This is a genomic window from Halobacillus locisalis (assembly GCF_013694105.1).
Classification (GTDB): Bacteria; Bacillota; Bacilli; order Bacillales; family Halobacillaceae; genus Halobacillus; species Halobacillus locisalis.
Genome location: NZ_JACEFG010000003.1, coordinates 273827 through 297707, shown reverse-complemented (window position 1 = coordinate 297707; position 23881 = coordinate 273827). Strand labels below are relative to the sequence as shown.

29 protein-coding genes are annotated in these 23881 nt (G+C 42.7%); 9 read left to right on the top strand and 20 right to left on the bottom strand.

The annotated features are described in order from the left end of the window. Positions 1-119: 119 nt before the first annotated feature. A complete protein-coding gene (locus tag H0266_RS14525) occupies positions 120-551 on the bottom strand; it encodes a hypothetical protein (RefSeq protein WP_220127285.1) in 432 nt (143 codons plus the stop codon). A 159-nt stretch (positions 552-710) separates the two neighbouring features. On the opposite strand from H0266_RS14525, the gene H0266_RS14520 reads away from it, so the two are divergent. Beyond that, positions 711-2171, top strand: coding sequence for a SulP family inorganic anion transporter (locus H0266_RS14520; protein ID WP_181473144.1), 1461 nt, complete (start codon positions 711-713; stop codon positions 2169-2171). Between the two features lie 11 nt (positions 2172-2182). Next, complete coding sequence (locus tag H0266_RS14515) at positions 2183-2605, top strand: universal stress protein (protein ID WP_181473143.1); 423 nt, start codon at positions 2183-2185, stop codon at positions 2603-2605. A gap of 99 nt (positions 2606-2704) precedes the next feature. On the opposite strand, the gene H0266_RS14510 is transcribed toward H0266_RS14515, so the two are convergent. The 8 genes from H0266_RS14510 to H0266_RS14475 form a co-directional block, all read right to left on the bottom strand. Further along, positions 2705-3088, bottom strand: a complete 384-nt coding sequence (locus tag H0266_RS14510; RefSeq protein WP_181473142.1) for a hypothetical protein — start codon at positions 3086-3088, stop codon at positions 2705-2707. A gap of 102 nt (positions 3089-3190) precedes the next feature. Then, positions 3191-3403 (bottom strand): DUF6199 family natural product biosynthesis protein, encoded by a 213-nt coding sequence (locus H0266_RS14505; protein ID WP_181473141.1) that lies wholly within the window; start codon positions 3401-3403, stop codon positions 3191-3193. Positions 3404-3784: 381 nt separating this feature from the next. Beyond that, entirely contained in the window at positions 3785-4048 is a 264-nt protein-coding gene (locus H0266_RS14500; protein WP_220127284.1) for a hypothetical protein, read from the bottom strand. A gap of 24 nt (positions 4049-4072) precedes the next feature. Beyond that, positions 4073-4747 carry an HAD family hydrolase gene (locus H0266_RS14495; protein WP_181473140.1) on the bottom strand — a complete coding sequence of 225 codons (675 nt, stop codon included), beginning with the start codon at positions 4745-4747 and terminating at the stop codon, positions 4073-4075. Between the two features lie 67 nt (positions 4748-4814). Further along, positions 4815-5294: a hypothetical protein gene (locus H0266_RS14490; RefSeq protein ID WP_181473139.1), complete on the bottom strand. Its 480-nt coding sequence runs from the start codon at positions 5292-5294 to the stop codon at positions 4815-4817. A 190-nt stretch (positions 5295-5484) separates the two neighbouring features. Next, positions 5485-5910, bottom strand: coding sequence for a cytidine deaminase (locus tag H0266_RS14485; protein ID WP_181473138.1), 426 nt, complete (start codon positions 5908-5910; stop codon positions 5485-5487). 94 nt (positions 5911-6004) lie between these two features. After that, the gene (locus tag H0266_RS14480; RefSeq protein WP_281374343.1) at positions 6005-7285 is read right to left on the bottom strand and encodes a histidine--tRNA ligase; all 1281 of its coding nucleotides are present in this window, start codon (positions 7283-7285) and stop codon (positions 6005-6007) included. Between the two features lie 238 nt (positions 7286-7523). After that, a complete protein-coding gene (locus H0266_RS14475) occupies positions 7524-7787 on the bottom strand; it encodes a hypothetical protein (protein WP_220127283.1) in 264 nt (87 codons plus the stop codon). A 358-nt stretch (positions 7788-8145) separates the two neighbouring features. On the opposite strand from H0266_RS14475, the gene H0266_RS14470 reads away from it, so the two are divergent. Continuing rightward, a complete protein-coding gene (locus tag H0266_RS14470; protein ID WP_425484313.1) occupies positions 8146-9282 on the top strand; it encodes a S8 family peptidase in 1137 nt (378 codons plus the stop codon). A 112-nt stretch (positions 9283-9394) separates the two neighbouring features. On the opposite strand, the gene H0266_RS14465 is transcribed toward H0266_RS14470, so the two are convergent. The 8 genes from H0266_RS14465 to H0266_RS14430 form a co-directional block, all read right to left on the bottom strand. Then, the gene (locus H0266_RS14465) at positions 9395-10003 is read right to left on the bottom strand and encodes an MBL fold metallo-hydrolase (RefSeq protein WP_181473136.1); all 609 of its coding nucleotides are present in this window, start codon (positions 10001-10003) and stop codon (positions 9395-9397) included. Positions 10004-10119: 116 nt separating this feature from the next. Further along, positions 10120-10569, bottom strand: a complete 450-nt coding sequence (locus H0266_RS14460; RefSeq protein ID WP_181473135.1) for an RpiB/LacA/LacB family sugar-phosphate isomerase — start codon at positions 10567-10569, stop codon at positions 10120-10122. 60 nt (positions 10570-10629) lie between these two features. After that, positions 10630-10902, bottom strand: a complete 273-nt coding sequence (locus H0266_RS14455; RefSeq protein WP_181473134.1) for a hypothetical protein — start codon at positions 10900-10902, stop codon at positions 10630-10632. A gap of 178 nt (positions 10903-11080) precedes the next feature. After that, positions 11081-11341 (bottom strand): hypothetical protein, encoded by a 261-nt coding sequence (locus H0266_RS14450; RefSeq protein ID WP_181473133.1) that lies wholly within the window; start codon positions 11339-11341, stop codon positions 11081-11083. 32 nt (positions 11342-11373) lie between these two features. Then, positions 11374-11871, bottom strand: coding sequence for a hypothetical protein (locus H0266_RS14445; protein ID WP_246364033.1), 498 nt, complete (start codon positions 11869-11871; stop codon positions 11374-11376). Positions 11872-11916: 45 nt separating this feature from the next. Next, on the bottom strand, positions 11917-12387 hold the full coding sequence (locus H0266_RS14440) for a GNAT family N-acetyltransferase (protein WP_181473132.1): 471 nt from the start codon (positions 12385-12387) through the stop codon (positions 11917-11919). A gap of 203 nt (positions 12388-12590) precedes the next feature. Further along, on the bottom strand, positions 12591-13241 hold the full coding sequence (locus H0266_RS14435; RefSeq protein WP_181473131.1) for a permease prefix domain 1-containing protein: 651 nt from the start codon (positions 13239-13241) through the stop codon (positions 12591-12593). After that, on the bottom strand, positions 13238-13564 hold the full coding sequence (locus H0266_RS14430; protein WP_181473130.1) for a PadR family transcriptional regulator: 327 nt from the start codon (positions 13562-13564) through the stop codon (positions 13238-13240). Before H0266_RS14430 ends, H0266_RS14435 begins: the two co-directional genes overlap by 4 nt. Positions 13565-13794: 230 nt before the next feature. Here H0266_RS14430 and H0266_RS14425 point away from each other — a divergent pair, with 230 nt between their 5' ends. From H0266_RS14425 to H0266_RS19765, 3 genes are all read left to right on the top strand, one after another. Further along, positions 13795-15114, top strand: a complete 1320-nt coding sequence (locus H0266_RS14425) for a chloride channel protein (protein WP_181473129.1) — start codon at positions 13795-13797, stop codon at positions 15112-15114. A gap of 6 nt (positions 15115-15120) precedes the next feature. Continuing rightward, on the top strand, positions 15121-15732 hold the full coding sequence (locus H0266_RS14420) for a DUF421 domain-containing protein (RefSeq protein WP_181473128.1): 612 nt from the start codon (positions 15121-15123) through the stop codon (positions 15730-15732). A gap of 224 nt (positions 15733-15956) precedes the next feature. Beyond that, positions 15957-16127: a hypothetical protein gene (locus H0266_RS19765; protein ID WP_484494483.1), complete on the top strand. Its 171-nt coding sequence runs from the start codon at positions 15957-15959 to the stop codon at positions 16125-16127. A gap of 185 nt (positions 16128-16312) precedes the next feature. Here H0266_RS19765 and H0266_RS14415 read toward each other — a convergent pair whose 3' ends face one another. Next, entirely contained in the window at positions 16313-17782 is a 1470-nt protein-coding gene (locus H0266_RS14415; protein WP_343063298.1) for a flavin monoamine oxidase family protein, read from the bottom strand. 421 nt (positions 17783-18203) lie between these two features. Here H0266_RS14415 and H0266_RS14410 point away from each other — a divergent pair, with 421 nt between their 5' ends. From H0266_RS14410 to H0266_RS14400, 3 genes are all read left to right on the top strand, one after another. Next, positions 18204-18353 carry a hypothetical protein gene (locus tag H0266_RS14410; protein WP_181473127.1) on the top strand — a complete coding sequence of 50 codons (150 nt, stop codon included), beginning with the start codon at positions 18204-18206 and terminating at the stop codon, positions 18351-18353. Between the two features lie 29 nt (positions 18354-18382). After that, positions 18383-18724: a hypothetical protein gene (locus H0266_RS14405; RefSeq protein ID WP_220127280.1), complete on the top strand. Its 342-nt coding sequence runs from the start codon at positions 18383-18385 to the stop codon at positions 18722-18724. A gap of 64 nt (positions 18725-18788) precedes the next feature. Beyond that, a complete protein-coding gene (locus tag H0266_RS14400) occupies positions 18789-19340 on the top strand; it encodes a hypothetical protein (protein WP_181473125.1) in 552 nt (183 codons plus the stop codon). Positions 19341-19514: 174 nt separating this feature from the next. Here the strand turns inward: H0266_RS14400 and H0266_RS14395 are convergent, their stop codons facing one another. Both H0266_RS14395 and H0266_RS14390 read right to left on the bottom strand, forming a co-directional pair. Continuing rightward, complete coding sequence (locus H0266_RS14395; RefSeq protein WP_181473124.1) at positions 19515-20171, bottom strand: hypothetical protein; 657 nt, start codon at positions 20169-20171, stop codon at positions 19515-19517. 60 nt (positions 20172-20231) lie between these two features. Further along, complete coding sequence (locus tag H0266_RS14390) at positions 20232-23870, bottom strand: multicopper oxidase domain-containing protein (protein ID WP_181473123.1); 3639 nt, start codon at positions 23868-23870, stop codon at positions 20232-20234. Between the last annotated feature and the right edge of the window lie 11 nt (positions 23871-23881).

Genomic DNA, 23881 nt, shown 5'->3' with positions numbered 1-23881 from the left:
TAAGTTCTCGACTGCAATCTTTGGAATGTTATCACTCGAGATATTTCCAAATTCATTATGTATTCCTTTTCTGTACACATGGTTGATGTTTGAGAAATAAAATCCCCCGTGCAAATCATTCAGAAAAAGGAGGTATTCACCTGACTGCATGGGGATAATTTCATCTGATAGAGAATGTAAATATTCCTCGAAAGTTCCAGCTTTCTTTTGTTTAAAAAACCCACAGGATAGACGACCTCTACCTCATCTCCTCTCGTATAGTAGTTCTCATTAGGATTTTTTAAACTCTTATTTACTGTTACGGTATATACCCTGTCAATTTGATAAACATCGTGTTCTCTGTCTGCAACCTGTGTCTTCACCTCATAATCCCCATCAAGCTCACCTTGAATGATCAACTCAGCATTTTCTTGTAAAGCTTTCAGATCTTTTTCCGCCGAAACCGATAACCCAACGCCCTTTGTATCTTCGCCTTTACTAGAAATCATGATTGCTATTACTGAACCCAGCAGTATGGATGAAAAGATTGTAACCATCTTCTTGAACTTCAACAGCATCATTCCTCCATTCTAGATAAATTATCATTGTAAGAGTCCTCCCTCACTTCACAACAATAAATTAGTGAGCTTCATGATATGCTCCTTTACCATGCATGATTGCTTTCTTAGAGTAAACACTAGGAGAAATCCAACATAGAAAGGAGCCGCAAGATGACGGTTGCGACAATCAAAAAAGAATGGTTCACAAACGTGAAGGGTGATGTTCTATCTGGCATCGTCGTCGCATTGGCCCTCATTCCTGAAGCGATTGCTTTTTCCATCATCGCAGGAGTCGATCCTATGGTGGGGTTGTATGCCTCCTTCTCCATTGCTGTTGTCATCGCTTTTGTAGGTGGTCGTCCTGGGATGATTTCTGGAGCAACAGGGGCGATGGCTTTAGTCATGATTACATTAGTCGCGGATTACGGTTTACAATACTTATTGGCCACTACCATTCTAACGGGGTTATTACAAATCCTATTTGGACTTTTCCGTCTAGCTAGGTTTATGAAATTCATCCCCCGCTCTGTCATGATTGGTTTTGTGAATGCTCTCGGGATTTTGATTTTCACTTCTCAACTGGAGCATTTCCACAATGAGTCGTTCATGATTTACGTGTTAGTCGGACTCACGCTTGCCATCATTTATTTGTTTCCTTTCATTTCAGAGACCATCCCTTCTACCTTAATTGCCATCGTTGTCGTTTCAATCCTTGCGATTACAATGAACATCGACGTGAGAAATGTGGGAGATATGGGGGAATTAACACGGAGCCTTCCCATCTTCGCTCTTCCCGACATTCCTTTGAATTTAGAAACCTTGAGGATTATCTTCCCTTATGCTATAGCCTTGACTATTGTTGGTTTGCTGGAATCGTTATTGACCGCCTCTATTGTTGATGACATGACGGATACAGATAGTGATAAAAACAAAGAAAGCAGAGGACAAGGAATCGCTAATGTTGTAACAGGCTTTTTCGGAGGTATGGCGGGTTGTGCGATGATCGGTCAATCCGTAATCAATGTGAAGTCTGGCGGCTTGACCCGGTTATCCCCCTTGGTTGCAGGCGTTGTACTCATGTTTTTAATTATAGTCCTCGGCGATATTGTAGTTGAAATTCCAATGGCTGCCCTTGCCGGTGTCATGATTATGGTGGCCATTGGTACGTTTGATTGGCATTCCATCACCAGTATTCATAAAGTCCCTATTACAGATGCAGTCATCATGATTATTACGGTCCTGACTGTTGTGATCACACATAACCTTGCTTATGGCGTGTTAACAGGCGTTCTATTAAGTATGATTGTCTTTGCTGTAAAGATATCGAGAGTACGGGTATTGGGTCAGTATATGGATGAAGGTACCCGTAAAATTTATTATGTACAAGGGCAACTATTCTTTGCATCTGTCACGGAATTCTTAGAGGGAATCGATTTTGACGATGATCTAGAGGAAGTCATAATTGACCTCAACGAATCTCACTTATGGGATGATTCCGCAATAGGGGCACTCGATCATATTGAGTCGAAGTTCAAAGAGAAAGGCACCCCTGTAAAATACATCGGCCTGAACGGGCAAAGCAAACGTTTATTGCAGCGATTAGGCGGCTCAACAAAAAATTCCGGTCATTAAGGAGTGGCATCATGTTCAAAAAAATCCTGTTAGCAACAGATGGGTCCGAACACTCATCACGCGCCATCGACCAAGTATTGAAAATGGTCGCTCCCTACAAGGATCACGTGACGCTTGATCTGATTTATGTAGTGAATGGCACTTCTTCAAAAGATGATGTTCTACAATATGGCGACCTCCATACAGCAAAAATGAAGCGAAAAGAAAAATTCTCTGATACTCTCTCTTATGTAGAAGACAAAGGTGTGCAAACAGACCTCATCATCCTACACGGGGAACCAGCTCCTGAGATTACGGAATATGCCAATAAACAAGCGTATGATTGCGTCGTGATTGGGAGTCGTGGTCGAAACAAATTCCAAACCCTGGTTCTCGGAAGTGTCAGCCACAAGATTGTGAAATATGTTCAAGTACCTGTCATTGTCGTGAAATAGAACATAACCTAGGTACTCCCTCCTTTACTAATCGAGCTGAGGGGGACATTTTTTCGTTGAGCTTCAACCCCCATGAAAGAGAGCATCGTGACTGACTCCCTATCCATCACTCTCTAATATGAAGGTTTCCGTATTCCCATTCCACTCCACCGTGACCTCGACTTCAGTATTTTCCGTAGCTTGAGCATTTGTCGGATTCGCCTCACTGCCACCTTTCACAAAACCATTCTCATTCAGGGTGGCACCATTCACTCCGAAACCGCCAACACTATCTAAGCTATACGAAAACTCACCAACAGATTCAGGATCTTCTCCTTTGTATTCCAACAGCAGGTCTTGTGTTTCATAACCTGCATTGGTTTGACGGACGTCTAACGTAGCGGACCAATTGTCTGTCTCACCTGAAAAAGAAAAGTCTTTAGAGCCACAAGCTGCAAGAAGTGCTAGTGAAAACAAAAGTACTACGATAATTTTACGATTCACTCGTATTCCCCCTTAAAAAATTCGAGTTGAGACTTACTATCACAAAAAACGGCCAATAAAAACCTAGCATCATTCGTGAACTTCAAGCGGCCTACATTCCGATCAACTTGATGTCCCAGGAAAGAAAAAGTCCAAAAGTACAGCCGCTCCAACCAGCAGCAAGAAATACCCTATGAATTTGTTCAAGCCGAGGGCGATATCACTCGGTTCGGCATCTTGAAATTTCCAACCTGTGGTGATGTACCAGAAAAAGGTCGGGAACTTCACATTGATGAACCCTACGATGATGGCGATCAAGCCTAAAAATGCATCCATATTTATACCCCTTTGACATTTAGCGTTCTATTATACTGTACGATTTCAACTTCATAACGTTTCACGTACACCTTTAAGGGAGCATAAAGACTTCTATTGGACACAAGCTTACGATTCCGAATGACTTATAAACATTTATTCATTCTTATCGTTTCTTTGCTGTTGTTCTAATTCTTCAATTCTTTCTTCTAACTGTTGGTATCTTTCCTAATTTCTTTCTTTACTTTTCTTTCTCTTTTCAATGATTGCGCCGATCATCAAAATCAAGAAAAAAGCAATGGTAAGCAGCAGTCCCATTGTGATCGCTCCTTCCTTTCACAAGTGTCTGAACCCTATACTTTTTCAGTGATATAGAAGTGGGGGCAAGCACTTCTTCAGCCCTCAATAACCTTCTGCTTTTTTATGAAGCTTTGAAAAGATCAGAGAAATGACAGCACTCAATAAACTCATCAATAGGAAACCTATGCCCATCCACAGCTGAAAAGGTCCGCTCCCAAAATGACTGAACGGGTAGGGTCCACTGATAATCCATACATAACGTTCATCGTCCCCATGGATGAACCAATACAATAGGAAGGGACTAATAAATGAAAGGAAAGAAATGCCTAAAAATAAGGATGATAGCACTCTATACAGGACCTTCAATTCTCTACTCCTTTCAACATTCGACTAATTTCGTAATCGCGTATGGTCGTAAGCTTGAATGACTGATTTCAATTCATACAAATCCTTGATTACATAGTCCGCTTGAGCCATTTCTTCCTCTTTGGCAAAATCAAAATCACAGCCGACCGAAACAAGCCCGTTGTCTTTCGCCGCACGAATATCGGAAATTCGATCACCAACCACCGCACCTTGACTTATTTGGTGCTTCTCGACGATTTGCTGGACTAAATCAGATTTATCCAGCGACTCAATCTGCTCGATGCTGAACGTCTCCGTTACCCACTGGTCTAAATCGTAATAATCTACAATAGCGCTCAAATACTTCTTCAGCCCATTACTCGCGATATAGATAGAAGATCCATCACCTTTCAGATGGCGGAACACTTCCTCGACACCCGGATACAACGCGCCTTTTCCAGCTTCGATATTTAAAACCAACCGATCGAGAAAGTAAGCATCCGTCCTCGTTCTTGCTTCTTGTGTATGATCCGGAAGCAACGTCTTCCACACTTCCGGTAACGGGACACCCATGATATTGCGATATTCTTCGAGGGGCGTTTCTCCTTCCCATTCATCATTTTCTCTCAGGTAATGGAACGTGTCTTCCAAGGACACCTCAAGTATTCGATCGGTCTGAAATAGTGTGCCGTCCATATCAAAAATCACCGCTTGTGCCATTGCCTCTCTCCTTTACTCTTATTGAAATGTTGTTATGTAGTGTAAGAATTAAAAAGCCAGTATTGTTCTAGCTCCTCACCTCTATACTGAAACTCGAAAATACTCTCCCGTTTATATAGACCTCCATCAACCATGTCCCAGCATCTGATTGATCAAACGCAATTCTTCCACCGCTTTGGGCTTGAGCCGACGGGATCTCTTCGTAATTATTGTTACTCGAGATCATCTGCTCGTACATGACTTTTTCTTCGTTACTATTCTCTCTGGTAGCGACCAATCGGTATCTGTTCCCAACAAGTTCCTCCTCTTCCCCCCAGAAATAAAACACATACTTATTTGATTCACCATCAGCTCTGAACCCTTCTTCTTTCAAATTTACAAATGAATCATCAATAATACCAAATTTTCTTTCCTCACCGATTAAATCGTTACCATTTACAATGAACCATGGACTCAAATTGTTTTCGAGAGTCAATTTCTCTTCTCTTTGTTCAGTCCCGGTCACTTTGACTATGACGCCTAAACTAATAACCAATGCAAGTACCATGAGGATTTTAGGATATTTTTTTAAAATGTTAATATTCCCCATCCTTTCTATGCAAAATCAGCTTATCACAGGTTGTTCATTGTAAGAAAGAGGACTCCCGAGAACATACTTAAGTACGAGGTCTGGTCTATTCTCCAGGTCTCAGCTTTATAGGAAAAATAAAAAGCCAGCACAAACTGCCGGCTCAATTTCATTCACTGAAGAACTCCTCGTCATCGTAGGCCCTAGACCAGTGGTAAGGCTGTACTTCTTCTAAAGTCTTAAAACGCAACGGTTGGTTTTCATCAGATGAGGACACGGCCACTTTCACATGCCGGCCCCAATAGATCAACCTTTCCTGACAAACCCCACAAGGCGTCAACACCTTGAAATCATCATTTTCATCATCACGAACCACACAAATGGAATGAGTGACTTTCGTGTTATGCTTGTGCGCTTCTAAAATCGCTCCTGTTTCTATACATAATTCCGTAGAAGCATTGACCACTTCAGGAGCCACACTTGTCAGGATCGATCCATCAGTCGTGTACATGGCCGCTGCTCCACCCCACCCACTCGGGTATCGCTTCTCAATAAGTTTTTTCGCTTCATCATAAAGTCTTTGTTCAATACTCATCCTGTCACCTCAATTACAATCCTCTATCTTCAATATAAGGGAATTTATCACAATATCAGCGTATCATAAATCATACTTGAAGAACTCATTCATTCTATACAAAATCAAACGGCTCACTTCGTTCTATTCCAGACTCCATATTTTTTATTTTCAGCTCATTATTTCTTACTTCTTCCTCACCAATAATGATCACATTCGGTATGTTTTCTTTGTTGGCTTTATCGAGCGCTTTCCGTAATTTTTTGTTGCTCAACTCCAACTCAACCTTATGACCTTTTGACCGAAGATCTTGTGCCACTCGCAACGATTCCTTGGTCGTTCCTAAAGGGATGATATAGTAATCTATATCCGTAGTCTCTTCTATTTTTATAGATTTACCCATAGCAGCATAGATGACATCCAACCCGAATGAAATCCCGACTGTCGGGAACTCTTCCTCTGTTTCGATTAACCCGCTTATCGCATTATTGTACCTTCCTCCACTACCAATGCTTGATTTGATGGATTGATCAGCCATGAATATCTCGTAAATGGTTCCTGTATAAATCTCTAAGCCTCTCGCCAAGAATGGATTGAACATACATTGCTTGGTGACACCTAGTGTATCCAGATAGGATTCAAGTTCTTTCAATTCCTTCAACCCTTCATCGACGAGATCATTTTGTTCTGCAAAAGACTCAAAATAACCGGTTCTTGCATTTTCTTCATCCGTCAAAAACGCCCGTATATGTCCAAGGCTGGAATCGGATACTCCGTTCTCGATGAGTTCGGCCATCACACCCTCTACTCCAACTTTTTCAAGCTTGTCTAAGACGAGTATCGCGGTATCCCTCTTGTCTTCCTCCACTCCAAATTCCTTCAACATCCCGACTAACAGCTTCCTATTGTTGTACTGGATCGTCACATCCACATTCAGCCTATTGAATGCTTCTAGCGCCATACTCATCAACTCAGCCTCTGCTACTTGTGATCGGACCCCTACGATATCGACATCACATTGGGTGAATTCGCGGTACCTCCCTTCTTTAACAGGTCCATCCCTGAACACTTTACCTATTTCATACCTTTTGAAAGGCATCCGTAAATCAGGGTTCATCGCCACGACTTTTGCAAAAGGAATGGTGAGGTCGTATCGTAATGCTAAATCTCTTTCTCCCCTATCCGTTAACTTGTACATTTCTTCTAAAATCTCGGCACCCCCGGCATACTTAGATGCCAGTAGTTCTGTATAATTTAAAATAGGCGTTTCCAATGGCTTGCACCCGTATTGGATGAACACATCTTCCAATGTCCTTTTGACCTTTCGTTTCACTCCCTCTGCGCTCCCGATATAATCCTGCGTACCTTTCACATTTTGGTAATTCATCTTCTTCATCGTCATTCCTCCTGTATTTTTGAATATAAAAAAACCGCACTTGATTTAAGTGAAATACTTAAACAAATGCGGTTCATGATTAATAGTCTTCCTATGTACGATGATTAAATCGAATAGCAAGACTAATTCATATGATGATGTAGTTGTGAACAGGTATTAAAATTAGTAGTTAGCATGTTGTTCACCTCAAGTTTCTTGTCCTGTATCATACTCCATTTTTCATTCATTATCAAACATTTCATTGATACAAGTCACGGATCTGATTTAAGTCTTCTATAAACTGACTCGATTCCTCCTGACTCAATCGAACAAGCATCTGTTCATTCAACGTCAGGATCTGATCATCAGCTTCATCTTTATGGTTATTCAAGTAGTCATAGATTTTATCAAATTGATCTTTGTTGAGGATCGATTGAGTCGTAAAATGCTTCACTTGATTTAACACGAATTCGTCGTTGACCTGATCGAAGGTTCCTTGAATGATTTTTCCATTCACGTCCACGCTACCCACTCCTTTATGGAAATAGTTTATTCCAATCCCTAAAATCTATAAGCTCGACCTCAAAAATGACCTATACAAGATTTTTCACTTTTTGCGGACATGATTTCAAAATATATCATTTTTGATTTTCTCATTCAAAACAAGCAATTTGATTACGATTTATGTTCATATAATTTATTTTTGATCATGAAAAAACAATACCGTTTTTCAACTTTCCCAAGTCGACCATCCACCACCCCTTTTAGCGCCCATTTACCCCTCCTTGTTTCCCAAACACGAGCGATTCCAGATGTGTTAACTTAGTATTAGAACAATTCAGAATTAATCAATAACTCTGGATTGAAATTAAAGGAGGAATTTGATGCGTAAACACTTGTGGAAAATAGCCGGGATGATGTTGGTGTTCGCTTTAGTCTTTTCATTCAATAACATAGCCCAAGCTGCCGTTGAAAAAGCGTCTCAGCAAAAGGCGGAGGTTGAAGAGTACTTAATTGGCTTTAAGTCTAAAGTGAATCAGAATGCCGTTAAAGGAGCCGGCGGGAAAGTACTTCATGAATATAAATATATGAATGTCGTACATGCGAAGCTTCCGGCGCAAGCCGTCAAAGCCCTATCCAATAACCCTAATGTCGCGTATGTTGAAAAAGACCAAGTTGCACAGGCAACGAGTCAAACGACGCCCTACGGAATCTCCCAGATTAATGCAGATGATGTACAAGCTCAAGGAACGACTGGGAATGGTGTAAAAGTAGCTGTACTTGACTCTGGTATCGACGGATCGCATGAAGATCTGAACGTAGCTGGCGGTGAAAGTTTTGTAAGTGGTGAACCGAATGCCTTAGTCGATGGCAACGGTCACGGTACTCACGTAGCTGGAACGGTTGCAGGCGTGAACAATACACTAGGCGTGCTAGGTGTAGCGCCATCTACTGAATTATACGCCGTGAAAGTATTGGGTAGTGATGGCAGCGGTTCTTACAGTGGCATTGCTCAAGGAATCGAGTGGGCCATCAGCAATAACATGGACATCATTAACATGAGCCTAGGCGGAAGCCGCGGATCGGCCACTTTAGAACAAGCGGTAAACAATGCTGACAACCAAGGTGTATTAGTCGTAGCCGCTGCAGGTAATGAAGGTTCTAAAGGTAAGAAAAACACAATCGGTTACCCTGCAAAATATGCAGCTGCGATGGCAGTTGGTGCTGTAGACAGTGCGAATAACAGAGCCTCCTTCTCAAGTGTCGGCGACGAACTTGAAGTGATGGCTCCAGGTGTAGATATTCTAAGTTCTGTACCAGGTAACGCTTATGATCGCTACAACGGTACGTCCATGGCAAGCCCGCACGTCGCAGGAGCAGCTGCTTTGATTTTAGCAGACAACCCTGGATTGACGAATGATGACATCAGACAGAAATTGAATAACACAGCCATTTCCCTAGGTGATTCCTTCTACTATGGAAACGGCGTCATCGACGTACAGGCTGCTGTTCAATAATATTCATAGTTACCAAAACGAAAAAGCGTATGGAATCAGACCCGATCTGATTCCATACGCTTTTCATTTTATATAACAGTCGCTTCAAAATTATACTTTCACCATTTGCTTATCATACGACTGGTAATATCGCGAGATCGACACCCATCACCTCTTTAGGCGGTACCCAATCATTCAACTCATCCATCGCAATCAACACTTCTTTATGATCTTTTTCCATCAAGAAAGCATACACATAGTCCTCCGCCAACCTGAACGGCGAAACCTTTGTATCATTTAAAACTAAACTCTCACCATCTGTTAATCGATTCAGGTTCGCAAATCCTTGCGATTCAAAAAAATCCAAATGATCGCGACTACCAAGGAATGTTTTGAAATCTAAATCGACTTGTTGCGGTATGTACACATCTATTTTCTTGTGTTGAGGAGGATCGTTAATCCAGTCTGCACTCAAAGATTCAATAACCCTCCGCCCCATGACATGGTCTGGGTGCCAATGAGAGTAGATGACCCCTTTGACATCATGAACAGTAGAACGATTGATTTGATTGTAGATCTCTTCTGGTGTATCGATCAATAAATCGGGACCATGCACAAATATACTCGGCCCCATTCTACTGTACGGAACCCCTTTATCCCTTGCTTCTGAACAAACATTACAGTTACAAAGTGGCCGCGGTATCGTGATGGCACCACCCGTTCCGAGAAATTCTATTTCCATTTTGAACAGTCCCCCCCCTAAAGTAGAGTTTAAGATAGATAACGTATACTCACCCCACTGTGAAGCAGCTATCCGTATCTTTTTATGTTGCATATGCCTTATGTCAGTTTCAACTATTAATCCTCTACACAAATCCAAACATCTCCGTTACTCAGTTCCGCATATACACCCCGGTCACACCCAACCACAGTCTGGTCCGCTTCTTTTTCTTCAAGATCCATCGAGCTATTCTTGACGGTGAAGGTGCCCCCGTCCATCCGTTCTTCAATCTCACCATAATTGTAAACCGTGTGACCTTGGTCATCACTCCACTGGGCAAGCATCCGTTCATTCTTCGCGGCTTCGTTCATCGTATAGAATTGACTGGAAGCGAAGATCACGATGCCGATTGCAATCCCGCCCCAAGAAAGATATCGCAAACGCTCCACCTTCTCACGCGGCATTTCAGAACCCTTGTTCTTCAATAGTCCCATGCTACCTAATCCGGCAATGAACACGACTATCCCCAATATGACGAACACCCACGGAACCTGTGAGGATCCATAGGCTAACAATTGTTCTTTCATCCAATCCCTCCTCTGTTTGGTAGTGTCCCTTCATTTCATCATATTTCAAAAATCCTTCGCCTACACTCCCAGAGTCGATATGGAGATATTCTGAGAAAGCGTTCCTTCATTATGTATTTTCATCTTTCCAGCAGAATACGCGTTTGTGGAAGATCGGAAGTATTCTCTTGCCCCGTGGTAAGTCGTGTACCATAGATTATTAATGACTATGAATTCTCCTATCCTTTCATCAAATACGATCGGGTGGTAAATAAATTCAAACCTACAATCTTGGACTTTCACTATTCCATGGGCACTTTTATCATCAAGCCAAACCGTCTCAAAACCCTCCATTTATACACCTCTTTCCCTCTATGCACGACTAAAGGCTTATACTAATTTAACATACTAAAACATGGAAATAAACGAATTTTCTCTCTTTTCTAAAAGGAAACCCATTTGAAGTGGAATTACTATCATGATCCAGCAGCTATAAAAAAGACTCATCCTATTATGGATAAGCCCCCGTTCATTATAAGTAGAAGTCTAAAAGAACGAATACAATGACAATCGGTCCTACAAGCTTTAAAAACCCTTTCTCCTTTCTAATAAATCCCCATAAACTGAATAGAATGCTTAGCACGGCTGCAATGATCGACGTGAAAAATAGCACTTGTAAAATAAGCACGATCATACCTTCAGGATTTACAGGTGCAATGGCGTATGACGTATAGAAAGTTATCGCACCTAAAACACTCAATAGTATTGACCACATGCTGAACTTTTTCTGCATATGGAAGCCTCCTTCTATTCTGATTCATCAGCTTAGCTAGAAGTATCTGTATCATCTGCAATCACAATATTCGCTACATATTGAGCTGTGTTCTCGTCATCCTTAAACGTAGCTTCTAGAATATAGTTCCCTTCCTCGGTCGGCAACAAGAATTCCCGATCCTCATCCAAATCGATCTCGGTTTTTTCACCATTCGTCCATAGGTTAGCCTTGATGGTTGGGTCGGTCCAAATATCTCCACCATTTTCTTCATTCTCTTCGAACCTTAACGTAACATCTTGGCCCGGGAAAATTTCGATTTCATCTTGTGTTGATGCATATTCCTCGATATCATCAATCGTTTCTTCTACTTTGCCACTCGATGAGTCCCAACTTACATTCGCTTCCGTCAATGGCACGTCTCGACTAAGTATGTGAGCATCTATATGTAAAATAGCCTTTGGCACGCCGACATCATAATCTTCACCAATACACCCTGCAAGTGTCCAAATCAACAGCAACCCGGCACATAATCTCAAAGTTCTGTTCATAATCATACACCACTCCCTGTATCGTTACTGTCAAACCTACATGCTTCATGAACATGTCTTTTTATAAAAAATAAGAGTTGCATGATCGTTCAGCTTCTTGCTGACCCCTGTTTTGTCATAACCCATTTTTTCATATAAATAACAATTTCTTTCTTCTATGATTGTAGCTAGCTCCCACGTGGTTGCTTGTGGGTAACGTTCTTCGACTAACGTGATAGCTTTCTGAGCGACGCCTCTTCCTTGATATGAAGGTAAAATGAACATCGGGCTGATCCAAAAATGTACGTCTTCCTTCCATAGAATGCAGATAGCACCTACAAGTTTTTGATCAGCTACAATCTTATAAAAAGCGCCATCGGGGTTGTTTATTCTGCTGATCACTCTTTCGACCGTTTCATTCGCTGGGTTAGTGTCATGATCTTTATACTTATCTAGAAGCGGCATGAATGCTTCAACTTGGATATCAAAAATACTCTGTGCATCTGGAACCGTTGCTTTTTCTAACCTTACCTCCACCATCGCACCCCACTTCCTCCATTTCGTTTTCTAAAAAGCGATGAACGCTACCGTAATCAAAGATCAGGACCTTTTATTAAAGTTGCTGCTATCGCTAAAATCCCGAAAAGTATCCACATATTTATATCTCCATTTTCTACTTACTATAAGACTATGAATGTAAACGGTAGTAAATTTTCATAGTCTGGTTATCCACGTGTAACTTACTTCACTACATTCCTTTTCGCTATGTTTCCATTCAAAAAAAGGTGGGTGAAGAGCTGCCTTGCTGTCACATACATCAATGCAGCTTGCGCAAAGCCGAATAAATCCAGCCATCGACCATCCTGATACTGCTCAGGCTGAATGAACAGCATCGACAATTGCACCCCGCTGATGATCAACGGCGGCACCATCAAGAACAGCCAAGGGTTCAACACCCACTTCCACTTCCTTTTGATGTCACCTTGCAAAGCATCATGCATCAATTCACCAGCCCCAGCTAGTGACGCGACATAAAACAAGAGCGTCCAAGAGTTGAACAAGTTCAGCCCATTATCAAACTCCGGGTGGTAATATTCCATAGCAACGTATGAAATCGAACAAATCCCTACAACCGTCCACATGACAGCCCAAGCGAAACGAACCAGTTTATACGTTGGAAAGAAAGACCGCTTGAACTCCTGATTCAGCTTGCCCCCATCACCGAATGAGTCAATCGCGAGACACACCGCCTCCTCTTCCCTATATCCTTCTATAAGAAGCTCCTTCACATGTTCGTGTAAGTGGCCGACCATCTCTTCCCTCAACTCTTCCTTCTCCGCATCAGGCAAATCCTTTGTAATTTCCTCTACATACTGCTCAATCTCCTTCATCTGAATTCCCCCGCTGTATGTTGGATTAATGAATTGATTTGTTTCCAGTCCTTAAGCTTTCCCGCCAATACCATACGTCCAGTTTCGGTAATGGAATAATACTTCCTCCGCCCACCAGCAGATTCCGTGCACCAATAAGAGGTCACACATTCCTTTTTCTCCAGTCGTTTCAAAGCCGGATACAAGGTCCCCTCCTTCATATGGTAGGCATCCTCACTCAGTGCCCTGAGCTTCTTGGTCATTTCATAGCCATAGCAGTCCGCCTGCGCCAGAATCGAAAGCAGCAAGATTTCAATGCTCCCTTTCATCAGCTCTCTGTCCATTGCGTTACCTCCAAATATTGTTAATTACATTGTATAACTACTTACATCGTATAGCAAGGTAATTTAACCTAATTCCTTCCAAAACACTTATCCTTTAAAACGAAGTGTTAAAAATCAGGTGAACTGATTCGTAATTCCTGAACCAGAGTCACCCATAATTTCATAATTCTATCCCATTAGGCAAAACTAGAACCAACATTCCCACTAGATGCAAATGAGGTGATTCATGGATGCTTCTAAAGTATAAGAACTTCTTTTCAATTCTGGGCTTATGGATCTTCTTTGGGAGCATAATTGGTTTTATCGTAGGCTCGGCAACCACTTTCCTTCTAGAAGTGAACGATTTTCTTGGAGATGAGGTCAGGTTAAAAAGAGATTGGCTCATCTACTTCCTCCCCCTTGGAGGAGCTCTCATAGGATATGTGTATATGAATTACGGCAAGGTTTTTCTGAATAACACCGTAAATGACACGGCGGAATTAAATAATCTGGTGATTGATTCTGTTCATGGAAAAAAAGAAGTGCCGAAGCGGATGGGAGGAATCGTCTATTTCGGTACCTTTATAACCGTTCTGTTTGGTGGATCAACGGGCAGGGAAGGTGCAGCCATCCAGATGGGCGGCAGTGTGGCGGCCGCCGTCAATAAATTCTTTAAAATAAATAAACTGGATAGAAAAACGCTGCTGATGAGCGGAATAAGCGCCGGATTTGGATCTGCCTTCGGGGCACCCATCACCGGTGCTGTATTTGGCATGGAAATGACGGCCATAGGAAAATTGAAATTGGCAGCATTTGTTCCTTGTCTGACGGCAAGCTTCGTAGGGCATTATGTAACGACGGCAGCCTGGGGACACGAGCATGAAACATTCATCATCCAGAGCGTGCCTGAAGGATCGATGATTGCTTTTATGAAAGTGATTCTATTAGCTGTCCTATTCAGCTTGGTCAGCGTAAGCTACTGTCAGCTGAGGCACGGCATCCAGAATATATCTGAGAAACTTTTTAATAAAAACCATATAAAACGAGCCTTCGTAGGAGGATTGATCGTTGTAGGACTTACTCTCGTCGTGGGATCCCAAGATTATAACGGCCGGGGATTACAGATGCTTGAACAATCTTTTCAGGAAGACGTTCCTCCCTTCGCCTTCCTGGCAAAGCTGGTATTCACGGCGGTAACTTTAGGCAGCGGATTTGTTGGAGGGGAAGCACTTCCTTTATTTTTCATTGGTGCCACACTGGGCAATGCCTTGCATGCCTTTGTTGATCTGCCCCTGTCTTTTCTGGCAGCCTTAGGATTAATTTCGGTCTTTTGTGCAGGAGCCAACACCCCTTTGGCCGCATTCCTTTTAGCGATGGAGATGTTTGACGGGAAGGGACTGGAGTTCTTTTTTGTGGCCTGTTTAGTCAGTTATCTTTTTTCAGGACATCACGGCCTATGGCCTTCTCAAAAAATTTACGGCCTTAAGGGCAGATTATATCGTATTCCGCCAGGGAAAACGCTAGAAATTGTGGAAAAAACCAAAAAGTCAAATGGATGGTCAAGGAGGTAGAGGCTTATGGATTTTAACTTCATATGGAAAGCCGTTGTCGTGGTAGTTGGCGGGGTCCTTATTTTACGTCTAGCCGGTCGAAAATCCATTTCCCAGCTTACGGTAGCCCAGACGGTCATGATGATTGCGGTTGGATCCTTGATTATTCAGCCGGTTGGCGACCGGAACATCTGGATTACCATGGTGATAACCTTTCTCATGGTATTGACTCTTCTATCGATTGAGTATGTAGTTCTGAGATCAGATACTTTGGAAAACCTCATCTACGGAAAGTCACTTCTGGTCGTCGAAAACGGCCAGATTAATGAAGCCAACTTAAAGAAATTGCGCTTAACGGTCGATATGCTTGAAGTTCGTATGCGACAGCAGAACATTAAGCATTTTTCTAATTTGCAATGGGCGACCATCGAACCCAATGGCCAGTTAGGGTATATGCTGAAGCCTAATAAGGATTATGCGACGAAAGAGGATATTCAAATGCTCAAATCGTTAATTGAATCACGGCAGTATAAACCACAAAACGATACGTCGAGTGCTCAATCTGATACCTCGGATAACGTTTTCACCGAGGTTAAGAATAGAAAGCACCAGGAGAAGCCTAAGGAGAAGTTGGATTAGCATAAGCCTTGAAGTCCAAGCTTACCGTATCCTAAGACTACTTTCTTTTAGTAAGGTGATAGCTCTGTTTAAGTTCAGTGTTCATATTACTTAAAATAACTTCCCATTTCAGGGGGGTTATTTTTATATTGGCTTTATTTAACAATAGCTCGTCTATGCTTATTTTGTTTTACAACCTGACCTTAATGGGAATTACATGATAGAAGAAGCATAACTTCTTTGTTATGAGGAGGAACCATATGAGTCATGATACTAGGGAAGATAAAATGAGAAGCCAGAGAAAGGCAAAAGAGAAAGAAAATCATTATAATATATTGACTAGTTTGGGTTGGAAGAGTGTTGGAGTATTATTCCTTCTACTAATCATAGTCTTTGTAGTGTACACCTTATTATGACGTTAGGATTATACTTGTTGTGCGATGACATACTTCCAGATAACTGGAAGTATTTTTTTGAAAGGTTCAACATAGATAGATCAAGGAGGCGAATGTACCGTTTTATGATTGCCCCCTTTAGCTATTTTTAAAATCATGTTACAACGCCATGGTAACGGTCACTATTTAAAACACCAGTTCAGCCATTAATCTCTTATATTTATCTCATGTGCTGCTCTTATTCCGGATTCAATGGCCCCTTCGATCCACCCATGAAAATCAGATGCTCCTTCTCCTGCAAAATGTAACCTCCCCTCCGGCTTTTTCATCACAGTACTGAATTTTTCCCCTTGGCCTGGAAGAAATAGAGCAAATGCTCCTGCTGAAAAAGGATTCAATGCCCAATCGTAAGCCACAGTCGTTAAATACTCCTCATATACGATATGCCCATATATTTTAGAAAGATCTTTGAGGGCTTCTTTGACTTTCTCCTCAAATGATAAACTTGTCCATAACTCTGCGTCATGCCCCCAACTATAACTTGCCAACAAAACAGCTGGTCCAGGAGTACCCCTCCCATGACTTGGTATATAAGAGTACCGAGTGGGTTGATCCGTGACCGCGTTCCCAACATCATTCCTCTCCCAAAAACGTGTTTTAAACTCTATCCCTATCTTTACAGCATTGATTGAAATCAGTTCCCTGATGATTTGATACTTATCAAACGAAATAGAATGATAAGGATTGATATCCACGAATTGTATTAAAGGAAATGGGATTGTAATCACAGAATAATCACCCTCAAAAACATGGACCTGGTTCGTTGACGTATTCTTAGTATGAACTTTCACGCAATCTTCGGTATTATCTATTCGTTCCACTTGCTGGTTGAAGAATATATTACTCTTCAGACCGGGATAGAATGACCAAGGTAAGCAATCATTCCCGCCCGTTATTTCTACAAAGTCCACTTCTTGACTGAAAATAGGAAACGCAATATCCGTTAAAATATCAACAAAGGAACACTCCGGAAAACCTTCTATACCTAAAAGAACAGCAACTTCCCTAATGGCCGCTTCAGAAAGACTAATACCAAAAGGATTAAACTTTAAGAATTCTCTCATAGAGTATTGCGAAAACTTATCTCTTAACTTTTCCTGTTCTTGAGGTGGGCTGCCGTAGTATAAGTCGCGGAACGGCTGGGTGGCTTCTAAAAAAAGCTCCTGGGCTGTCTTCCCTCTTTCGCTCTGTTTCAAAGGATATTCTAAGACGTCTGGATTTAACTCATAATACTTCCTAGTAGTAAGAACATGATTAGCATAAATTAAGTCGTTAGGGTTCGTGTTGAAGAATGGGTTTACTGGTAAACGGAATTTATGTATATACTCCATAACCAACTTATGATTGGATGGTATTCTCATTGCACCCACGTCAAAATAATTCCCGGGTGCAAAAGGGGAACGAATTGTATAAACCCTTCCTCCTACTCGATTGTTTGCTTCTAAAATTGTAACGTGGTGGCCAGCTTGCTTAAGTAAAGAACCTGCAACAAGACCGGACATTCCTGCTCCTATAATGATCACTTTCTTTTTGTTACTCCTTCCACCAACGAGTAATCCGTTTCTAATAATAGAAAGCATATCAAATGGATATTGCAGAACATTTTCATACATCATTTCTATCCCCCCTTCTTAAACAGATATTCAAACTTTGCTAAAATATCCCAATCACATAAAAGATTTTTAGCATTCGCTGGGTGTCATGCCATTTTAGAAATAGGATGAGTGTTTTCTCTTGGACAAAACTATGATGCTCTGTATTTCAATAGCGACCCTACCTTAATACAAAATACCCCCACCTCATTGAGGTGGGGATATTTCTTTCATTCTTAAAAAATCAATCTAAGATTGACCACATATCCGGGGTTTTCATTTGAAAAAGTCATCGAAACGGTGAAGCCTTCGGGAATCCTGAAGTAGATCGTCCACTCAAATAAATCAGCTATCGTCCATTCATTTCCATAGTTCTTCCATATACTATCGTAATGAGATAAAGGAGGTGTTCAGATGAGTAAAGATTGTTGTCACCACCACAAACATGACTGTCATAACCATGATTGCCACAAGCATCATCACTGTTCCTGCCAGTGCAGAGATCACCACTCCAAGTGTCACTGCGACCACCACCATTCGAAATGCTGCTGTAATCATTCCTGCCTTTGTTCCGATGATTTTCGTGTGCGCTTAGGCGGTCTTCAAGGTGGACTCAACTTCCGTTTGCGTCAACTAGTAGGCTGTAAAGTTCAAATCGAAACGGAAGGAGGAACCGTTGTCGGGAAACTCTGTCACGTTGGTTCAAACTTCGTTGAATTGCTCGTGAAAGAGAAAGTCAAAGAAGAAGAGGCGGAAAGTCCTGTAGAAAATGAAGAAATGGAAGATCTTGCTGAAGAAGAGATGGAGAGTTCCGCCGAAGAAGAAATGGAAAGTGAAGAAGAGGAAGAGTCAGTTGATATGACGCACAAAAAGCGCAAGCACAAGTGCTACACAGACTTCATTCCGATGGAAGGCATCAGCCAAGTAAAGGTGAGAAGCCGCTGTAAGTGCCGTCGCTGCTGCTAATTCCGAAAAAAACAGGGGCGTATCTGCCCCTTTTTCCTATATGAAAAAAGGAGCTTGATTCAACATGCGTAAACGAACCTATGTATATTTATATACTTGTTCGGGAGAACGACTTCGGGTCTATGGAACGGATTCAGAGGGCTGTTGTTTTTCATCTACATCTTTAAACCTCTTAGCTTTCGATGAAGAAAAGAAAAGGCTACTCGTTCAGCCCGCCCGTCATCATTGGCTATCTCCCACCCAAACATGGATCCCCCTTTCATGCCTTCGCGGATGGCAGGCGGTTCCCAAAGAAGCGTTACCCGTAGCCATACCTCCTTCTCACACTCAAGAAAAAGATGAACCTGAACAAATGAAAAAAGAAAAAAGAAACATCCATATTAAAAAGGACACTTTTTCACAAACCTCTCCCCAACCGAATTATGAAGAGGTCCAACATACCAAACTATCGCATCCTCCGATCCCATCACACAATGAGCTTTACAGTCAAGATGATTCGCCCGAAACGACATTTGAAGAATCTTTAGATGTAGACGATTCCGAACCAAGAATCATTCTTTCAATCGACTCCATCAAATCGTTCACCATTCTAAAGGATTCAGATGATCCCTCATAGAATGGAGAATGAAAAGTGACCCTTTTTAACTTCTATAAGCCTTATCTATGGAGCAGGCTCAGGCTATGTGCTCAACTCAAGCCGTCCTCATCGCAACAGTCGCTTCATAGAACCTACATAGACAAGCTCAAACCAAACAAACCTTCAAGTTACTTCACTTGAAGGTTTGTTTTTTTATTGCAGAAGATCGATCATCAAAATGTGATCTAAATTGAACACTTCTGTCTTCCCTTTATCCTGAGTCACGATACTCCCTTTATTTACATCGGTCAGCAATCCATCTCTGAATTCATCAGACTCTGTGTAGACACGAATACGTTTAGCTTCTACGAGTAGCAGGTAAATGTCCAGCCTGATACGGAAAAACAAGTTGATCAACTCAGGAGAGCCGGAAACGACGCAGCCGAACTGATTGACTAAGAGTTCTCGAAAGCACTCATCGATATCTTCCAAAGACGGTTCATGGTCCATTTCAGCAAAACGCCCGCAAGCTTCGACTGTTTTCATAAACGTAAACGGGACAATTTTCTCCACGCCGTCGTCTTCGAGTAATGCAAAGTCATAGCCTACAAGCTTAAGCTTTCCTTCCACTGTGGTCTCTTCTTCCGCTTGCATCAAAACTCTCACTCGTAATCCAACAATGCCATCTAATAGTTTCATCATGGTCTGTTGTTTGGTAACATCATCTGATTCAGACAAAGCGAGGCTCAACAACAGTTGATTCGCTTTATCGATTTTTTCTTCTAGCTCTTCCGTTTCTTCTTCCGGGAGACAGCTTGTCGGCGAGGGGAGCTCTGGAGTGTTTCGAGTGGGGCATTTTTCATTGCTCATTCTTTTCACCACCTTTCCTATTATGTAAAACAGGTGTGACCAGGTCACACCTGTTCGTGATTAATCCTCCCCTAGCGGAGGCAGATGTTCTTGGAGGTATTCATACACACGGAATATTCCCCAAAGACCCTTCTCAATGCCCCACTGGATGTTCCCGGACCTGTACATATAGTCACCTGGATAACGTTTTATTCCACCGGCTCCACCGATCAATTCCAAGTCTTGTTTTTTACCTGTGACCGTGTAACCGATTGTAGAATCAATACGTGAGTCTACATCTTTCACATCCGATCGCCATTGGTGTCCGTGAAAATGGAATGTCTGTGTCCGGCGACGCTCAGCAGGATACAAGTAACGGATCGTCACCGGTTCACCTGCGTAAGCTTCCAGTAGTGGTGTAGCTGGATCACGGAATGTTTTTGAACTGAAGAGCTGATGCAGAACCGGTTTCTCATTGTAGCGGTTTATGAGCCGCTCATTGCGGTAGTTGAAGGCGTGGGACCCTTGGTCGTACGTATCCACGGATTCCTCTTCAGGCTCATCTTCGAGCAGCACACTCGCTACCGGGTCGACAATTACCTGATCACACTTGTCGAGCAATCGGACCCCATCATGCATAATTAAGACAAACTCTCGAATATCCGGTAAGAACGGATTCCGAATGACGGCACGTGCACCGGTTTTGATTTGACACAGAGAGTAAGGATCATGATACGTGCTACCTCGCGGTTCTGCGATGAACGCCCCGAATGCCCCTTGAGACTTGTGGTTACGGATATCTGCCATATCCCATAATCCACATGCACCATGTGCGGAATCCACAAACCAGCGATACGTACGCTTCTCACCAGGTCCTACCGTCTGATCACCATTGAAACCAACCGTTTCCCCAGACGACGTTTTTACATCAAAATCAATTAACTGTGGATGCAGTGAAATGCGTAGCGATGGCGGGTAACAGGCCTGCTCTTTGACGTCAGGATAAGGATAGATGCCGTCTTGGAAAGGGAACAGTTCTCGTTTCAACTCACTTGTGAGCGTCACTTCCACCGTATCTCCTACATTGGCTCTAATCACCAACGGTTCAGGATTCTTCTTCCCTTTCAAAATGGCTTCCTGATCTTCACGCAATGCGAATACAATCGCGTACGGATCGTGATCGCCATATGAATTATATTGGATCGGCACTTGAAAGGCGACGATATCAAAGGTCTTTAACGGACTCGGTGGCGGGTTCAGCTTCTTGAGCTTCGCATCGGGTCTTGGATCACAAACGTCCGGAACTGCCCCTGTTGGGATATTCGGAATTGGTCGGTCGGGAAGTTTCACTAAGTCCGGAACTTTTTGACCATAAGCACGGATTAACCCCCATAATCCGTTCCACAAATCCTCTTCTGTTTCAAACGCCCATAAATAGTCTCCCGACCTCGGAAGATAACTTTCAAACGTAAAGGATTCCGAGATACCGACATGCCTCTGATCGTCCAGTTTAGAATCTAAATCCGCCCGTTCTTCTAACCACTTCAATCCGTGTACGTTAAAGCTATGGGACTCTTCCTGTGCACCTTGCAAAAGCCGAATGCGAATTGGATCACCTTCATACGCCCTCAGGATTGGAGTGATGGGGTCACCATGTTCAAAAGAGCTGAATGAAAAGGCAGGATCACAATCTTTACCTAGTCGGAACTGTAACGGTTCATTTTTGTAATTCACTCCGAATACGCCAGGGTCATCCTGTGAACCAGGGAATGCTGGCGGTTGAATAGGGTTTCCTTTCGCGTCAAACAACAAGGCAAAATCCTGCGCGAATAAAGCTAGGTCCCGGTAATCAGGAATCAGCGGGTTAGTCACCGAAATTTGAGTTCCGTGATCTACAGTTTCTCCTGTTTCTGAGTCAAAAAAAGAACTAAAACGAGAGTGGACAACGCCTGACCCGAACACACCATGCGGTTGATCGACAACTGCAAATATGTGATCATGAAAGAACCAAGCCTTCAATTCGACATCAGCAAAGTATTCATACGTAATCGTCTGACCTGGTAGAACAGATGTGTCATAGTTCCACCCAATGTTCGACCCATCACAAACGAGCTGATCAAATTTAACAAAGTGAATGTGCATACCGCTCTCATAAGTTCTGGTAACAAGCTGAAAAGCATCTCCGTCTAACACTGAAGGCAGACAGTTAGTGAAATGAACACGAATCGCAACGTTGGCTGGAGTGTGGATGACCAATGGTTCCGGATCTTTTCTTCCTGCCAACACATCCTCTTTATCCTCATCCTTGACATAGATTCTACCTTTCGGATCGTTCCACCCTTGTTTGTTATAGACAATTGGAAGCTCAATCAAAGACACATTAAACTCAATAACCTTCGTTCCAGGTGGAGTAGGATCAGAGAAAACGGCTCCTGGCCTGGCATTTGGTACCGCCGCATTGGCTTCTAACTCTGTTAACCCTCTCCCCCCTTTTATGCCGAGAGGTGGACGGGGCGCTTTGTACCCGACTTTGCCTGGAATGAAGTTCGGAAAACCCGGACGTTCCTTCGTTGGTGCAGGAGGTGCAGGTCGATCAGGTAATGGCTGAAGTGCTTTAATCTTTTCTCCATTTGGATAACATTGGCTGCCATCTTGAAGCGTGTCGAATACCCGGTTCATCCCCCACATTCCAACCATAAAGTGCGGATACAAGTGGCAGTGGACGATTGCATCTCCGTAAGAGCCTTGTAAGCTTCCCAAGCCGTACAAAGGATCAATTGTATAATTAGACTGAGGACTAACAGCTTGAGCATCAATGATATTAGATTCGATATTCGATTGATCACTCAACCATTGGTGCACATGGTAGTGGAACACATGCGTCTCTTTTACTCCCCCATGAACCAATTGAATTCGGGCTGGGTCCCCAACATATCCCTTTAAAATTGGGGAAGCGGGGTCACCGAAGACCCAGGAATCGTGGTGAACTTCTTCTCCATCCGTACCGGGCCCCACCACTCCTTCTTCAATGAGCTGCTGCCTACGATGGAGCGGTTCATAGCGATAATTGACTCCATGGAACGATTCAGTCTCCTGATTGGTCATGGGATCAACCGGATTGTTTCCGGTCAAATCGTTAATTTCCATCTCATCGTGAAAGATCCATGCATACTCGCGGTGCGAGGGTAGTAAAGGGTGATGGATGTCGGCATCGACACCGCTATTGATCGTTTTTCCAGTGACTGGATCCGTCCACCAAGAAAATCGTTTTTGCACAAACAACGCTCCAAACAGACCGTTTCCATTAGAACCTTCTTCACTACTTGACGGATTACCTAAATCCGAAAAGTAGCTGATGCCTTCTTGATCGGCAATAATCCGGTAAACGATTTTCTCACCAGGAGCGACGGTTGTATCTTCATTCAATCCTACCGCTGCCCCATCGGCCTCCTGCACATCATAACTGACATCTTGAAAGTGCATGCCCGTATTGAAGTGGACTTTGTTTTCGAAGAGGATTTCCACTTCATCGCCTTCATTTGCTCGAATGACGAGAGGTTGCACAAGATCAACTGGTGTAAAAGGGTTCTTTCGGACGAGCTCTCTCACTTTCGATTCGTTTTCCTTCAGCACGTACATATAACCATTCGGGTTGTAGTCGCCAAACGTGTTGACGACAATCCGAATCGGAATCGCTACCACATGGTAACACCGTTTCATACGCTGCCTCC

What these genes read in the sequence shown, in the direction of transcription:
- H0266_RS14515 (WP_181473143.1), top strand. Translation starts at nt 2,183, where the DNA reads ATGTTCAAAAAAATCCTGTTAGCAACAGATGGGTCCGAACACTCATCA.
- H0266_RS14390 (WP_181473123.1), bottom strand. Translation starts at nt 23,870, where the DNA reads ATGAAACGGTGTTACCATGTGGTAGCGATTCCGATTCGGATTGTCGTC.
- H0266_RS14430 (WP_181473130.1), bottom strand. Translation starts at nt 13,564, where the DNA reads ATGGACAGAGAGCTGATGAAAGGGAGCATTGAAATCTTGCTGCTTTCG.
- H0266_RS14485 (WP_181473138.1), bottom strand. Translation starts at nt 5,910, where the DNA reads ATGAGTATTGAACAAAGACTTTATGATGAAGCGAAAAAACTTATTGAG.
- H0266_RS14400 (WP_181473125.1), top strand. Translation starts at nt 18,789, where the DNA reads ATGCGTAAACGAACCTATGTATATTTATATACTTGTTCGGGAGAACGA.
- H0266_RS19765 (WP_484494483.1), top strand. Translation starts at nt 15,957, where the DNA reads ATGAGGAGGAACCATATGAGTCATGATACTAGGGAAGATAAAATGAGA.
- H0266_RS14465 (WP_181473136.1), bottom strand. Translation starts at nt 10,003, where the DNA reads ATGGAAATAGAATTTCTCGGAACGGGTGGTGCCATCACGATACCGCGG.
- H0266_RS14460 (WP_181473135.1), bottom strand. Translation starts at nt 10,569, where the DNA reads ATGAAAGAACAATTGTTAGCCTATGGATCCTCACAGGTTCCGTGGGTG.
- H0266_RS14425 (WP_181473129.1), top strand. Translation starts at nt 13,795, where the DNA reads ATGCTTCTAAAGTATAAGAACTTCTTTTCAATTCTGGGCTTATGGATC.
- H0266_RS14415 (WP_343063298.1), bottom strand. Translation starts at nt 17,782, where the DNA reads ATGATGTATGAAAATGTTCTGCAATATCCATTTGATATGCTTTCTATT.
- H0266_RS14520 (WP_181473144.1), top strand. Translation starts at nt 711, where the DNA reads ATGACGGTTGCGACAATCAAAAAAGAATGGTTCACAAACGTGAAGGGT.
- H0266_RS14410 (WP_181473127.1), top strand. Translation starts at nt 18,204, where the DNA reads ATGACTGTCATAACCATGATTGCCACAAGCATCATCACTGTTCCTGCC.
- H0266_RS14505 (WP_181473141.1), bottom strand. Translation starts at nt 3,403, where the DNA reads ATGGATGCATTTTTAGGCTTGATCGCCATCATCGTAGGGTTCATCAAT.
- H0266_RS14495 (WP_181473140.1), bottom strand. Translation starts at nt 4,747, where the DNA reads ATGGCACAAGCGGTGATTTTTGATATGGACGGCACACTATTTCAGACC.
- H0266_RS14395 (WP_181473124.1), bottom strand. Translation starts at nt 20,171, where the DNA reads ATGAGCAATGAAAAATGCCCCACTCGAAACACTCCAGAGCTCCCCTCG.
- H0266_RS14445 (WP_246364033.1), bottom strand. Translation starts at nt 11,871, where the DNA reads ATGAACAGAACTTTGAGATTATGTGCCGGGTTGCTGTTGATTTGGACA.
- H0266_RS14455 (WP_181473134.1), bottom strand. Translation starts at nt 10,902, where the DNA reads ATGGAGGGTTTTGAGACGGTTTGGCTTGATGATAAAAGTGCCCATGGA.
- H0266_RS14490 (WP_181473139.1), bottom strand. Translation starts at nt 5,294, where the DNA reads ATGGTACTTGCATTGGTTATTAGTTTAGGCGTCATAGTCAAAGTGACC.
- H0266_RS14480 (WP_281374343.1), bottom strand. Translation starts at nt 7,285, where the DNA reads ATGAAGAAGATGAATTACCAAAATGTGAAAGGTACGCAGGATTATATC.
- H0266_RS14450 (WP_181473133.1), bottom strand. Translation starts at nt 11,341, where the DNA reads ATGCAGAAAAAGTTCAGCATGTGGTCAATACTATTGAGTGTTTTAGGT.
- H0266_RS14435 (WP_181473131.1), bottom strand. Translation starts at nt 13,241, where the DNA reads ATGAAGGAGATTGAGCAGTATGTAGAGGAAATTACAAAGGATTTGCCT.
- H0266_RS14420 (WP_181473128.1), top strand. Translation starts at nt 15,121, where the DNA reads ATGGATTTTAACTTCATATGGAAAGCCGTTGTCGTGGTAGTTGGCGGG.